The organism is Nocardioides sp. NPDC057772 (genome assembly GCF_042798075.1).
Lineage (GTDB): Bacteria > Actinomycetota > Actinomycetes > Propionibacteriales > Nocardioidaceae > Nocardioides.
Genome location: NZ_JBHVKN010000080.1, coordinates 1 through 14073, shown reverse-complemented (window position 1 = coordinate 14073; position 14073 = coordinate 1). Strand labels below are relative to the sequence as shown.

Annotated in this window: 11 protein-coding genes; 10 read left to right on the top strand and 1 reads right to left on the bottom strand. The window is 67.3% G+C overall.

The window, feature by feature from the left end:
- The 5 genes from secD to ACFVJS_RS14900 all read left to right on the top strand — a co-directional run.
- A partial coding sequence (gene secD / locus ACFVJS_RS14920) for a protein translocase subunit SecD (protein WP_378881411.1) occupies positions 1-1203 on the top strand: 1203 nt, incomplete at its 5' end.
- Positions 1203-2441, top strand: a complete 1239-nt coding sequence (secF, locus tag ACFVJS_RS14915; RefSeq protein ID WP_378881408.1) for a protein translocase subunit SecF — start codon at positions 1203-1205, stop codon at positions 2439-2441. The genes secD and secF, both read left to right, overlap by 1 nt.
- Positions 2438-3004: an adenine phosphoribosyltransferase gene (locus ACFVJS_RS14910; RefSeq protein ID WP_378881407.1), complete on the top strand. Its 567-nt coding sequence runs from the start codon at positions 2438-2440 to the stop codon at positions 3002-3004. The genes secF and ACFVJS_RS14910 overlap by 4 nt, the downstream gene beginning before the upstream one ends.
- 62 nt (positions 3005-3066) lie before the next feature.
- Positions 3067-5382, top strand: a complete 2316-nt coding sequence (locus tag ACFVJS_RS14905; protein WP_378881404.1) for a RelA/SpoT family protein — start codon at positions 3067-3069, stop codon at positions 5380-5382.
- 101 nt (positions 5383-5483) lie between these two features.
- Positions 5484-5645 (top strand): hypothetical protein, encoded by a 162-nt coding sequence (locus tag ACFVJS_RS14900; RefSeq protein ID WP_165111553.1) that lies wholly within the window; start codon positions 5484-5486, stop codon positions 5643-5645.
- A 45-nt stretch (positions 5646-5690) separates the two neighbouring features.
- Here ACFVJS_RS14900 and ACFVJS_RS14895 read toward each other — a convergent pair whose 3' ends face one another.
- Positions 5691-6929, bottom strand: a complete 1239-nt coding sequence (locus ACFVJS_RS14895) for a DUF349 domain-containing protein (protein ID WP_378881402.1) — start codon at positions 6927-6929, stop codon at positions 5691-5693.
- 188 nt (positions 6930-7117) lie between these two features.
- Here ACFVJS_RS14895 and ACFVJS_RS14890 point away from each other — a divergent pair, with 188 nt between their 5' ends.
- From ACFVJS_RS14890 to ACFVJS_RS14870, 5 genes are all read left to right on the top strand, one after another.
- Positions 7118-7813, top strand: a complete 696-nt coding sequence (locus ACFVJS_RS14890; protein WP_378881399.1) for an MBL fold metallo-hydrolase — start codon at positions 7118-7120, stop codon at positions 7811-7813.
- Positions 7810-9174, top strand: a complete 1365-nt coding sequence (hisS, locus tag ACFVJS_RS14885) for a histidine--tRNA ligase (protein ID WP_378881396.1) — start codon at positions 7810-7812, stop codon at positions 9172-9174. The genes ACFVJS_RS14890 and hisS overlap by 4 nt, the downstream gene beginning before the upstream one ends.
- A complete protein-coding gene (gene aspS, locus ACFVJS_RS14880) occupies positions 9171-10955 on the top strand; it encodes an aspartate--tRNA ligase (RefSeq protein ID WP_378881393.1) in 1785 nt (594 codons plus the stop codon). Before hisS ends, aspS begins: the two co-directional genes overlap by 4 nt.
- Before the next feature lie 246 nt (positions 10956-11201).
- Positions 11202-12215 carry an ABC transporter permease gene (locus ACFVJS_RS14875; protein ID WP_378881390.1) on the top strand — a complete coding sequence of 338 codons (1014 nt, stop codon included), beginning with the start codon at positions 11202-11204 and terminating at the stop codon, positions 12213-12215.
- A gap of 91 nt (positions 12216-12306) precedes the next feature.
- Entirely contained in the window at positions 12307-14010 is a 1704-nt protein-coding gene (locus tag ACFVJS_RS14870) for an ABC transporter substrate-binding protein (protein WP_378881388.1), read from the top strand.
- The last annotated feature ends 63 nt before the right edge of the window (positions 14011-14073 follow it).

The window sequence follows — 14073 nt, the reverse complement described above, 5'->3', positions numbered from 1 at the left end:
AAGGCGTCGGAGAAGGCATCTGAGAAGGCCTCCGAGGAGCCGAGCGCCAGCCCGTCGGCCTCCGCGAGCGCCAAGCCCGAGAAGCAGAACGACAATGCGGTCGTCGAGGTCGACGACGCGGTGAAGTTCATGCGCAACGTGCCGCAGGAGTGGGCGACCGCCTACAACTCCTTCAGCTGCCCCGCCCCGGGCGCCGAGCCCGCCGAGGACATCCCCGGAAAGCCGCTGCTGACCTGCGACGACGACGGCATCCCCTACCTCCTGACCCCGGCGGTCATCGAGGGCACCGAGATCGACGAGGCCTCCTACGGCATCCCGCAGCAGCAGGCCAACTACGTCGTGACCCTCGACTTCAAGTCGAAGGGCAACAAGGTCTTCGCCGACACCACGGGAGCGATCGCCGGCACCGGCGAGCAGTTCGCGATCGTCCTGGACGCCAAGGTCATCTCCGCCCCGACCGCCGACTCGCGGATCAGCGGCGGCGCCCAGATCAGCGGCGACTTCACCCAGGAGACCGCGGCCGCGCTGGCCAACAACCTGAAGTACGGTTCGCTGCCGCTCGACTTCCCCGAGGACGGCATCCAGACCCGGGTCATCGGCCCGACGCTGGCCGGAAACCAGCTCACCGCCGGTCTGTGGGCTGGCCTGGTCGGTCTGATCCTGGTGGTGATCTACTCGATCCTCTACTACCGCGGCATGAGCATCGTGGTGATCGGGTCGCTGGCCGTGGCGGGTGCTGCGACGTACGGCATGATCCTGCTGCTCAGCGAGACCGCGGGCGTCACGCTCGACCTGCCCGGTGTGGCCGGTCTGATCGTCGGTATCGGCATCACCGCCGACTCATTCATCATCCTCTACGAGAGGATGCGTGACGACATGCGTGAGGGCCGCTCCATGCGAGTGGCCGTCGACACCGCCTGGCCGCGGGCACGGAACACGTGTCTGGCCTCCGACGGTGTCTCGTTCCTGGCCGCGTTCGTGCTCTACGTCTTCGCGACCAACGAGGTCAAGGGCTTCGCGTTCATGCTCGGCCTGACCACGGTCATCGACGTGCTGGTGTTCTTCTGGTTCACCCACCCGATGACCAAGCTCATGGCCGGCTGGGGCTTCTACAACAAGGGCCACGTCCTCTCGGGCATGGACAAGCGCGCTATCGGCATGATGCCCGCCTCGGGCACCACTCTGGCTGGAGGCAAGGCCTGATGAGCAAGTTCTCGTTCTCCCGGCTCGGCAAGGAGCTCTACACCGGCGAGAAGTCGTTCGACTTCGTCGGCAAGCGCAAGATCTGGTACGCCGCGTCCATCGTCTTGCTCGCCGTCATCGTGGGCGGAATGTTCCTCAAGCCGCTCAACCTCGGCATCGACTTCACCGGCGGCACGCGCTACACCGTCTCGGTCGACGGCGCCGACCAGAAGCTGGCCGACGAGCTGCGCGGGGTCGTCGGTGACACCGACGTCGAGAAGGCCGACAGCGCCACCGTGCGTACGGCAGGCTCCGACTCGATCGTGATCGAGACCGAGGCGATCCCGGACGGGTCCGAGGACGACCAGGCGATGATCAAGGCGATCACCGAGACCGCCGACGTGCCCGAGGACGACATCTCGCGCACGGGCATCGGCCCGAGCTGGGGCGAGCGGGTCGCCACCAAGGCCGGCCTCGCGCTGGGCATCTTCCTGGTGGGCGTGATCGTGTTCATCTGGATCTACTTCAAGGAGTGGAAGATGTCGGTCGCGGCCGTCGTGGCCTTGGCCCACGACGTGCTCCTGACCGTCGGCGTCTACGCGATCGTCGGCTTCGAGGTGACGCCCGCGACGGTGACCGGCTTCCTGACGATCCTCGGTTACTCGCTCTACGACACCGTGGTGGTCTTCGACAAGGTCAAGGAGAACACCCGCAACCTGGGCCTGAAGAAGCAGACCTACGCGCAGGCCGCCAACCTGGCCGTCAACCAGACGCTCGTCCGCTCGATCAACACCTCGATCGTCGGTCTGCTGCCGGTCGTCGCGATCCTCTACGTCAGCGCTGTCCAGCTCGGCACGTCCTCGCTCAAGGACATCTCGCTGGTGCTGTTCGTCGGCATGGCCGTCGGCACCTACTCCTCGATCTTCATCGCCACCCCGATGCTGGTGCACCTGAAGTCCGGCGAGAAGGACATCGTCGACGCCGAGAAGCGCGCCGCCGCGCGGATGAAGGAAGCCGACAAGTACGCCGCGGTCCCGGTCTTCGACGAGGGCATGGCCGTCCTCGAGGGCGAGCCCGACGAGCTTCGCGAGTCTCCCTCGGAGGACCTCCACGAGGCCGGCGTCAGCCGGGGCACCAGCCCCAACAACGCAGCGCTCGGACGGGGTCGCAACGTGCCGACCTCGCAGCGTGAGGTCACCGACAGCGGTGCCGCCGGGCGTCCGCAGCCCAAGCGCGAGTCGAGGTCGAAGCGCAAGTGACGGTCTCCGAGACGTCCGCCGGTGGCCGGTCGCTCGAGGAAACCCTCGAGCGGCTGGTCGCCGACGTCCCCGACTTCCCGGAGCCGGGCGTCGGGTTCAAGGACATCACCCCGTTGCTCGCCGACCACGCGGGCTTCACCCAGGTCGTCGAGGCCCTCGCTGCTCCGGCGCGCGATGCCGACGGCAACGTGACCGTCACCAAGGTGCTCGGCATGGAGTCGCGAGGCTTCATCCTCGGCGCCCCCGCCGCGCTCCACCTCGGCGTCGGCTTCGTGCCCGTGCGCAAGGCCGGCAAGCTCCCGCGCGAGACCCACGCGGTCGCCTACTCGCTGGAGTACGGCGAGGCCACCTTGGAGATCCACACCGACGCGGTCGCGCCGGGGGAGCGGGTGCTGGTCATCGACGACGTCCTCGCCACCGGTGGCACCGCGGCCGCCACCATCGAGCTCGTCGAGCGCTGCGGCGGTGTCGTCGCCGGCGTCTCGGTGCTGCTCGAGCTCGGCTTCCTCGACCCGCGCAGCAAGCTGCCGGGCACGCAGGTGCACTCGCTGTTGGTCAGTTGACAGGTCCAGTATGCAGGTGCCGTCCTAGCCAATGCTCCGGGTGCGGCCGGTAGACTCTGGCTATGGCAGAGGATCGCATCGTTGCGCAGCCTCGTGCGCACAACATCGAGGCACGGGAGAGCAGTGGCCCGGCCCCGTCGGGCCGCAGTGTTCGTGCGCGCCTGGCCCGGATCGGCGGCCGAGGTGCCCCGGGCAATCCTGTGCTGGAGCCACTGTTCCGGGCGGTGAGGTCCAACCACCCGAAGGCCGATCTGGCCCTCCTGGAGCGGGCCTACGTCACCGCCGAGCGCCTCCACGGCACCCAGATGCGCAAGAGCGGTGATCCCTACATCACCCACCCGCTCGCAGTGACCACCATCCTCGCCGAGCTCGGCATGACCGAGCCGACCCTGGTGGCGGCGCTGCTCCACGACACCGTCGAGGACACGCCCTACACGCTCAAGGAGCTCACCCGCGACTTCGGCGAAGAGGTCGCCCACCTCGTCGACGGCGTCACCAAGCTCGACAAGGTCACCTACGGCGACTCGGCGCAGGCCGAGACGATCCGCAAGATGGTCGTGGCGATGTCGCGCGACATCCGGGTGCTGGTGATCAAGCTCGCCGACCGCCTGCACAACATGCGTACGCTGCGCTACGTCCCGCAGAAGTCCCAGGAGCGGTCGGCGCGCGAGACGCTCGACATCTACGCGCCGCTGGCCCACCGGCTCGGCATGAACACCATCAAGTTCGAGCTCGAGGACCTCGCCTTCGCGACCCTCTACCCGAAGATGTACGACGAGCTCGTCCGGCTGGTCGCCGACCGCAACCCGTCGCGGGAGAAGTTCCTGGCCCAGGTCATCGACCAGGTCGAGCGCGATCTCCATGACGCCCGGATCAAGGCGACCGTCACCGGACGGCCGAAGCACTACTACTCGATCTACCAGAAGATGATCGTCGGCGGTAAGGACTTCTCCGACATCAACGACCTGGTCGGCATCCGGATCCTGGTCGAGGACGAGCGTGACTGCTACTCCGTCCTCGGCATCCTGCACTCGCGGTGGAACCCCGTCCTCGGGCGGTTCAAGGACTACATCGCGATGCCCAAGTTCAACATGTACCAGTCGCTCCACACCACCGTGATCGGCCCGCAGGGCAAACCGGTGGAGCTGCAGATCCGCACCTTCGCGATGCACCGCCGAGCGGAGTTCGGTGTCGCCGCGCACTGGAAATACAAGGAGGACGGCCGCAACGGTGTCGACACCGACCGGCCGATGGACAACGACATGAGCTGGGTCAAGCAGCTCATGGACTGGCAGTCGGAGGTCAACGACCCCGGCGAGTTCCTGGAGTCGCTGCGTTTCGAGATGAAGCGCACCGAGGTCTACGTCTTCACGCCCAAGGGCGACGTGATCGCGCTGCCCGCCGACGCGACCCCGGTCGACTTCGCCTACGCCGTCCACACCGAGGTCGGCAACAAGACCATCGGCGCCCGGGTCAACGGCCGACTGGTGCCGCTGGAGTCCACCCTGGAGAGCGGCGACGTCGTCGAGGTCTTCACCTCCAAGTCGCCCAACGCGGGCCCGTCGAAGGACTGGACCACCTTCGTCAAGTCCAACCGGGCCAAGGCGAAGATCCGGCAGTGGTACACCCGCGAGCGTCGCGACGAGGCCATCGAGAAGGGCCAGGACGCGATCGCGCGGCTCATGCGCAAGGAGGGTCTGCCCCTCAAGCGGCTGATGTCGCGCGAGTCGCTGATGCTCGCCGCCGACCACTTCGACCTCGCCGACGTCGAGGCGCTCTATGCCGCGGTCGGGGAGAGCCACCTCTCCGCCCAGGCGGTCGTACGCCGCGTCATCGAGGACCACGGCGGCGACGACGGTGCCGCCGAGGACCTCGCCGAGGCCATCAACGTCGGCCGCCGGCGCCACGGCAAGGTCTCCACGGCAAACTCCGACGCCGGCGTGATCGTGAAGGGATCTCCTGATGTCTGGGTCAAGCTCGCCAAGTGCTGCACCCCGGTGCCCGGCGACGAGATCCTCGGCTTCGTCACCAAGGGCGGGGGAGTCTCGGTCCACCGCACCGACTGCACCAACGCCGCCGAGCTCCGCTCCCACCCGGAGCGGCTGCTCGAGGTCGAGTGGGGCTCCACGTCCAACTCGGTCTTCCTGGTCAACATCCAGGTCGAGGCGCTCGACCGGGCCCGGCTCCTGTCCGACATCACGATGGCGCTCTCCGACGCACATGTGAACATCCTCAGTGCCCAGCTCACCACCACCCGCGACCGCGTCGCGAAGTCCCGGTTCTCCTTCGAGATGGCCGACTCCAAGCACCTGGACACCGTCTTGAAGCAGGTACGCACCGTCCCCGGCGTCTTCGACGCCTACCGCGTCACCCAGTAGCCGAGGCAGGGGTAGCCGTCCATGGGGACAACAGCGCCGCGTCGTTCGTTATAAGGTAAAGCGAACGCGTCGACTCGGGCGCCTGACAGAGGGAGCACGGCATGTTCACCTGGATCCTCATCATCGGCGGCGTACTTCTCTTCCTGGGCCTCGCCTGGACCACCATCGGCATGGCCCCCAAGGGAGTCGACGCCGAGGACGTGCGCAACATCAAGCGCGACAACGCAGCCAGGGGCGACTACTACGGCGGCGCCGGCATGTGACCCAACGCCGAGTCGGCCCGTCATGACGAGCCGACTCGGCGTGAGTCAGGAGAAGTCGGCGCTGGCGCGCTTGGCCATCTCCAGGAACTGACGACGGGACTCGAGGTTCTCCTCGAGGCTCTTGACCTTGCGGTCGTCGCCGGCAGCGCGGGCCTTCTCGATGTCCTTCTCGACACCGGCGATGGCGTCCTCGAGCTTGGCGATCATGTCGTCGGCGCGAGCGGACTTCTCGGGGTCGGACTTGCGCCACTGGTCGTCCTCGGCGGACTTGATGGCCTGCTCGACCTTGCGCATCGCGCCCTCGAGCTCCTTGATGCGGTCGCGCGGGACCTTGCCGGCCTCGTCCCAGCGGTCGGCGATGTCGCGGAAGGAACGCTTGACGGCGTCGAGGTCGTCGCCCTTCTCCAGCAGCGGGAGGAGCGCCTGGGCCTCGGCGAGGAGACCCTCCTTGACCACGGCGTTCTGCGCGAACTCGGCGTCGAGCGCCGCGTTGGCGGCGTCACGGGCACCGAAGAAGACGTCCTGGGCGGCCCGGAACTGCTTCCAGAGCTTGTCGTCGACGTCCTTGGGCGCAGGCCCGGCGGCCTTCCAGTCGCGCATCAGGTCGCGGTAGCGGCCCGCGGTGGGGCCCCAGTCGGTGGAGGAGGAGAGCTGCTCGGCCTCGACGATGATCCTCTCCTTGATCACCTTGGCGTCCTCGCGCCGGGCGTTGAGCTCGGCGAAGTGAGCCTTGCGGCGACGCGTGTAGGCCGTACGCGCGGTGGAGAAGCGCCGCCACAGCGCGTCGTCGGAGGACCGGTCGATGCGGGGGAGCGCCTTCCACTGGTCGAGCAGCTCGCGCAGCCGGTTGGCGCCGTTGCGCCAGTCGTTGCTCTGAGCCAGCTTCTCGGCCTCGGCGACGAGGGCCTCCTTGGCGATCTTCGCCTCGGCTGCCTTCGCGGCCCGTTCGGCCTTGCGCGCCTCGCGCTGGGTGGCGATCACCGGTCCCAGCGCCTCCAGGCGCGCGACCAGCGACGCGAGGTCACCGACAGCGTTGGCGTCGGTCACCTTCTCCACGACGGTCTTCACCGCCGCGGTCGCCTCGTCGGGCGACGTCTTGCCCGCGTGCACCCGCCGCTCGAGCTGCTCGACCTCGAAGGCGAGCTGGTCGAACCGGTTGGTGAAGAAGGCAAGCGCCTCCTCTGGCGTGCCTTCCGGGTACTGCCCCACGGAACGCTCGCCCTCTGCGGTCTTCACGTAGACCGTTCCGTCTTCCTCGACCCGACCCCACTGCTCGCTGGTCACAATGTCCCTACTCTTCGCATGAGGCGCTAACCTCTTATGAAATCTCCCCCGCCGGACACCGTGCTCGTCACAGTCCCGGTCGGCTCAACTTGCAGGTCCCCGTGGTGTCCCGACACACCTCGGGATGCCCATCGTAGTCAGACGCCACGATGCGGCGCTGCACTGTACCGCTGGATAGGGTGTTTCTCGTGTTGATCGCAGGCTTTCCCGCCGGTCCGTGGGGCACCAACTGCTACGTGGCCGCCACCGGTCCTGGCACCGAGTGTGTCGTGATCGACCCTGGCAAGGACGCCGCGAAGGGGATCGAGGAGATCGTCCGCGAGCAGCGCCTCAAGCCGGTCGCCGTGCTCCTCACCCACGGTCACGTCGACCACATGTGGTCCGTGACCCCGGTGAGCAAGACGTACGACGCCACTGCCTGGATCCATCCCAACGACCGTCACCTGCTGGCCGACCCGCTGCAGGGCATCTCGCCGGAGTCCGCGCAGATGCTGCTCGGCATGCCGGCGGGGACCTACGACTTCGTGGAGCCCGACGACGTCCGCGAGCTGGGAGACGGACAGATCGTCGACCTGGCCGGGATGAGCTTCCTGATCGACCATACGCCCGGGCATACCGAGGGGTCGGTCACCTTCCGGACTCCCTACCCCGACCACGCCGAGGTCAGTGACGTGATGTTCTCCGGCGACCTGCTCTTCGCGGGCAGCATCGGGCGTACGGATCTCCCCGGCGGTGACCACGCCACGATGCTGCAGTCCCTGACGACCAAGGTGCTGCCCCTCGCCGACGACATCGTGGTGCTCCCCGGCCATGGCGAGCAGACCTCGATCGGGCGCGAGCGCGCCACCAACCCGTTTCTTCAGGACCTGATCACCACACCATGAACAAGCCAACACCGCTCTCCGGGTTTCCGGAGTTCCTTCCGAGCCAGCGCACCGTCGAGCGCGAGGTCATCGAGACCTTGAGCCGCACCTTCGAGCTGCACGGCTTCGGCAACATCGAGACCCGCGCCGTCGAGCCGATGGACCAGCTGCTGCGCAAGGGCGACACCTCCAAGGAGGTCTACGTCCTGCGCCGGCTGCAGGAGGACGACAGCAGCCGAGACAAGGGGATGGGTCTCCACTTCGACCTCACCGTCCCCTTCGCCCGCTACGTGCTCGAGAACGCCGGCAAGCTGGAGTTCCCGTTCCGTCGCTACCAGATCCAGAAGGTCTGGCGCGGAGAGCGCCCGCAGGAGGGTCGCTTCCGCGAGTTCGCGCAGGCCGACATCGACATCGTCGGGCGCGACACCCTGCCGTTCCACCACGACGTCGAGGTCGCCCGGGTGATGCTCGAGGCGCTCGGCAAGCTGACCTTCCTGCCGGGCTTCACGCTCCAGGTCAACAACCGCAAGCTGATCCAGGGCTTCTACGCCGGCCTCGGAGCCCCCGACGTCGAGGAGACCATGCGGCTCATCGACAAGCTCGACAAGATGCCCGCCGAGGAGGTCGGCAAGCTGCTGGTCTCCGAGGCCGGGCTGACCGACGAGCAGGCCGCCAAGTGCCTCGAGCTCGCCACGATCACCGCCACCGACGACTCCTTCGTCGAGAAGGTGCGTCGCCTCGGCGTCGAGAGCGAGCTGCTCGACGAGGGCTTGTCCGAGCTGGCCACGCTCATCAACGCCACCGCCCCGCTCAACACCGAGTCCGTACGCGTCGTCGCCGATCTCTCCATCGCCCGCGGTCTCGACTACTACACCGGCACCGTCTTCGAGACCCGCCTCGACGGCTACGAGTCCCTGGGCAGCATCTGCTCCGGTGGCCGCTACGACGCGCTCGCCAGCGACGGCAAGACGACCTACCCGGGCGTCGGGATCTCGCTGGGCGTCAGCCGGGTCCTGGTCCCGCTGGTGCAGAAGGGCGTGCTCGACGGTGACCGCAAGGTCCCGAGCACCGTGCTGGTCGCGGTCGCCGACGAGGAGAGCCGGGGCGACGCCGATGCGGCGGCGCAGCTGTTGCGCGCCCACAATGTCGCCTGCGAGGTCTCGCCCAACGCCGCCAAGTTCGGCAAGCAGATCCGCTTCGCGGAGCGCCGCGGCATCCCGTACGTCCTCTTCGCCACTCCCCGAGAAGATGGTGGAGTCGGCTACGAGATCAAGGACATCCGCACCGGCGACCAGGTCCCGGCCGACCCGGCGACCTGGACGCCCCAGAACGAGAGCGACCTGAAGCCCCAGGTCGTCGCGAACAACGAGGAGAAGAAGTGATCCGCACCCACGACGCCGGCACCCTGCGTGCCGAGCACGTCGGCCAGACCGTGACCCTCGCCGGCTGGGTAGGCCGCCGACGCGATCACGGCGGGGTCGCGTTCCTCGATCTGCGTGAGGCCAGCGGCGTGGTCCAGGTCGTCGTCCGCGACGAGGAGATCGCCCACCACCTCCGCAACGAATACTGCATCAAGGTCACCGGCGAGGTCGTCGCGCGCACCGAGGAGAACCGCAACCCCAACCTCGCCACCGGCGAGATCGAGGTCGTGGCCAAGGACCTCGAGGTCCTCAGCGCTTCGGCGGCCCTTCCGTTCCCGATCGACGACCACGTGGAAGTGGGCGAGGACGTCCGCTACAAGCACCGCTACCTCGACCTGCGCCGCACCGCACCCGGCAACGCGATCCGGCTGCGCTCGAAGGCCAACAAGGCGGCCCGCGACGTGCTCGCGGCCCACGACTTCGTCGAGATCGAGACCCCGACGTTGACCCGCTCGACCCCCGAGGGCGCGCGTGACTTCCTGGTGCCGGCCCGTCTCCAGCCGGGCTCCTGGTATGCCCTGCCGCAGTCGCCGCAGCTGTTCAAGCAGCTGCTCATGGTCGCCGGCATGGAGCGCTACTACCAGCTCGCCCGCGCCTACCGCGACGAGGACTTCCGTGCCGACCGTCAGCCGGAGTTCACCCAGCTCGACATCGAGATGAGCTTCGTCGAGCAGGACGACGTGATCGCGCTCGGCGAGGAGATCGTCGCCGCGCTGTGGAAGCTGATCGGCTACGACGTACCCCTCCCGCTGCCGCGGATGACCTACGCGGATGCGATGGCGAAGTATGGCTCCGACAAGCCCGACCTGCGCTTCGGCATCGAGATCACCGAGTGCACCGACTACTTCTCCGAGACCACCTTCCGGGTCTTCCAGGCGCCCTACGTCGGTGCCGTGGTGATGCCGGGCGGCGCGAGCCAGCCGCGGCGCCAGCTCGACGGCTGGCAGGACTGGGCCAAGCAGCGCGGCGCCAAGGGCCTGGCGTACGTCCTGGTCCAGGAGGACGGGTCGCTGACCGGTCCGGTCGCCAAGAACCTCTCCGAGACCGAGGCCGCCGGCCTGGCCGCCCACGTCGGCGCCAACCCCGGCGACTGCATCTTCTTCGCCGCCGGTGCGCCCAAGTCGAGCCGCTCGCTGCTGGGCGCCGCCCGCCTGGAGATCGGCAACCGCCTCGACCTGCGCAAGGACGGCGAGTGGAGCTTCCTGTGGGTGGTCGACGCGCCGCTGCTCGAGCCCGCCTCGGAGGCGGTCGAGTCCGGTGACGTCGCCGTCGGTGCGGGGGAGTGGACCGCGGTCCACCACGCGTTCACCAGCCCGCAGGACGTCGAAGGCTTCGACAAGGATCCCGGCAACGCGCTCGCCTGGGCCTACGACATCGTCTGCAACGGCAACGAGATCGGCGGCGGCTCGATCCGTATCCACCGCGAGGACGTCCAGAAGCGGGTCTTCGACCTGATGGGGATCGGCGAGGAGGCGGCCGAGGAGAAGTTCGGCTTCCTGCTCGAGGCGTTCAAGTTCGGCGCCCCGCCCCACGGCGGCATCGCCTTCGGCTGGGACCGCGTCGTCGCCCTGCTGGCCGGCACCGACTCGATCCGAGACGTGATTGCGTTCCCGAAGACGGGCGCCGGTTACGACCCGCTCACCGCTGCTCCGGCGCCGATCACCCCCGAGCAGCGCAAGGAGGCCGGGGTCGACGCGAAGCCTGCGGCTCAGACCCCCGCCGAGGGCGAATCGGCTAACTGAGGCCACCTCAGGCAAATCCAACAGAGTCTCCGGGGCCGGTCCGTCGGTCCCGGAGACTCTTGCTGTCTCAGTGGGAAATGGCGACAAGGACTCCCGATCTGGCGTATCACTGGATGAAATCGGATCGTTACCGGTCCGGGCTCCATCCAGGCAAAGGGATCACATAGAGTTCCATCCGTCGACCTCGTGGGTCGGACGCTGCCATGCGACGGCGGCACCCACAAATGACGACTAGACAGAGGAGCCATGAGCGAATCCGCCACCGTGTTCGAAGGTGAAGAACTCTCGGGTGGATCGACACCTCCCGCTGAGCCGGGAAAGGCAAAGGCGATCGTCGGCAAGTCGCCGATGAAGCTGGCGATGATGCGCCTGCGCAAGGACAAGCTGACCATGGCGTCTTTGACTGTCGTCGTCCTGGTGGTCCTGGCCGCCGTGGCGGCGCCGATCCTGGTGAAGATGGGCGTGCTGCAGCCGTTCGCTTTCAACCAGAACCTGCTCGACGCGAACACGCTTCCGAAGGGCCCGCTGAGCGGCATCAGCGCCGAGCACCCGCTCGGTGTGGAGCCCGGAACCGGCCGCGACGCGTTGTCGCGGTTCTGGTACGGGATCACCTTCTCGCTCGTGATCGCTCTCACCGCAGCGATCCTCTCGGTCATCATCGGCGCGGTGATCGGCATCATCTCCGGGTTCAGCGGTGGGTGGGTCGACGCGCTCTTGAGCCGCTTCACCGACCTGACCCTCTCCTTCCCGTCGACGCTGATGCTGCTGGCGCTCTCCTCGCTCGGACTCAAGCTGGTCCAGCAGGTGACCGGCCTGCCCAACGGGCCGACGGCTCAGGCGATCTACTGCATCGTCGTGCTGGCGATCTTCGGCTGGACCAGCACCGCTCGGGTCGTGCGTGGGCAGGTGCTCACCATCAAGGAGCGGGAGTTCGTCGAGGCTGCCGTCGTGCTCGGCGCGGGGCGGATGCGGATCTACTTCAAGGAGATCCTGCCCAACCTGTGGGCTCCGCTGCTCGTGCTCGCCACCTTGATGATGCCGGCCTACATTTCGGCCGAGGCTGCGCTGAGCTACCTCCAGGTGAGCGTGAAGCCTCCGACGCCGACGCTCGGCAACGTGCTTGCCGACTCGCTGAAGTACGCCCAGGTGGACTTCTTCTACTTCTTCATGCCGGCGGTTCTCATCGCGACCATCGTCGTCTCGTTCAACCTGCTCGGGGACGGGTTGCGTGACGCCCTGGATCCGAAGGGGAACAGGTGAGCCTCGGGGCTCCGTAACACAGACAGGTCGGCCCCCGGGCCACCGATATCAGCGCCACCCCGGTGGCGGTGACAACACCAAGGAGAAACGAATGCTCAAGAAGCGAGCAAGATACGTAGCAGCGTCTGCTGCTGGCGTACTGGGGCTCTCGCTCGGCCTGGCCGCGTGCGGCTCCGGTGGCGGCGAGGGATCGAGCGCGAAGCCGCTGACGCTGGTCAGCGAGGATGCGATCGAGCACCTCGACCCCCAGCGCATCTACGTCGGTGCCGACATCGCCGCCACGACCCGCTTGGTCTACCGGCAGCTGCTGGCGTTCCCGGCCTCGACCGACCCCGAGGTCTCGGGCACCCCGGTGCCGGACCTGGCGACCGACGAAGGCACCTCGACTGAGGGCGGCAAGGTCTGGTCGTTCACCGTCAAGGACGGGGTGAAGTGGGAGGACGGTTCCGACATCACGTGTGAGGACTTCGCCTACGGCGCCTCGCGCAACTTCGCGGCCGACGAGCTGACCGGCGGTCCGGGCTTCTACCTGACTCAGAAGCTTGCCCTCAAGGGTGAGTACCCGGGTCCGTACACCGCAACCCCCGAGCAGCAGGCCGACTTCGACCAGGCGGTCTCCTGCGATGGCAAGACCATCACCTACAAGTTCAACTCGCCGTGGCCGGACTTCCCGCTGGCGATCGCTTCGCTCCACATGATGGACCCCTACAAGAAGTCCTTCGACAAGGGTGCGAAGAACGACGACGTCATCTTCTCCAACGGCCCCTACAAGGTCGAGAAGTGGAACGCCACCAAGGGCGGCACGCTCGTTCGCAACGAGCACTACGACCCGGAGACCGACAGCAAGGACCTTCGCGAGGCGCTGCCCGAGAAGATCGAGTTCAAGTACGGCGAGAAGGCGGCGACCCTCTACGAGAAGCTGTTCTCTGACAGCCCCGACTCGCAGTACACGGTCGCCAAGCAGAGCCGTGTGCCACCGGAGTTCTACCCGCGCCTCAACGAGGCCGGTGTCAAGGACCGCTACGTGCAGGTGGAGTCGCCGTACGTCGACTACCTGGTGCCGAACCAGAACCAGATGAAGGACCCCAAGGTTCGTCGCGCCCTGGCGCTCGCGACCAACATCAATGCCTGGATCGCGGCTGGTGGTGGCGAGAAGGCCTACACCCCGGCGGACTCGATCGTGAACCCCGCCGTCGGCGGTTACAAGCCCAACCCGTCGTTCGAGGGTCGCAACCTGGACGGTGACGTCGAGGGCGCGAAGAAGCTGCTCGCCGAGGCCGGCGTCAAGACGCCGTACCCGATCACCTTCGCCTACCCGCAGAGCGACACTGCTGACAAGCAGGCTGCCGCGCTGGTCGAGACGTGGGAGAAGGCAGGCTTCAAGGTCACCCTCGACCCGCTGGGTGACGTCTACTACTCCGAGATCCAGAAGCCGTCCAACAAGGCTGACGTGATGTGGGGCGGTTGGGGTGCCGACTGGCCCTCCGCCATGACGGTCACCGCGGCGCTGTTCGACAGCCGTCAGATCGAGAAGAACACCAACGGTCAGAACTACGGTAACTACAAGAACCCGGAGGTCGACGCTCTCTTCGACAAGGCCGGTTCTGCCGCCACCATCGAGGAGCAGAACACGTTCCTCCAGGAGGCCGACGCCAAGCTGGGCGAGGACACCGCCTACATCCCGCTGGAGATCGCCATCTTCAACTGGGTTCACGGCTCGAAGGTGAAGAACTTCACCACCACCAGTGCCTCCAACTCCTTCCCGGAGCTGGCCGGCATCGACGTCGAGGACTGAGTCACCTCAGTCCCTCGCACCAACGCTCAGAGCATCTGAAAACAGTTGCTCTGACGCCGGCGG

Bases quoted from the DNA above. Each gene is read 5' to 3' on its own strand.
- ACFVJS_RS14875 (WP_378881390.1), top strand. From the start codon at position 11,202: ATGAGCGAATCCGCCACCGTGTTCGAAGGTGAAGAACTCTCGGGTGGA.
- ACFVJS_RS14900 (WP_165111553.1), top strand. From the start codon at position 5,484: ATGTTCACCTGGATCCTCATCATCGGCGGCGTACTTCTCTTCCTGGGC.
- ACFVJS_RS14870 (WP_378881388.1), top strand. From the start codon at position 12,307: ATGCTCAAGAAGCGAGCAAGATACGTAGCAGCGTCTGCTGCTGGCGTA.
- secF (WP_378881408.1), top strand. From the start codon at position 1,203: ATGAGCAAGTTCTCGTTCTCCCGGCTCGGCAAGGAGCTCTACACCGGC.
- hisS (WP_378881396.1), top strand. From the start codon at position 7,810: ATGAACAAGCCAACACCGCTCTCCGGGTTTCCGGAGTTCCTTCCGAGC.
- ACFVJS_RS14905 (WP_378881404.1), top strand. From the start codon at position 3,067: ATGGCAGAGGATCGCATCGTTGCGCAGCCTCGTGCGCACAACATCGAG.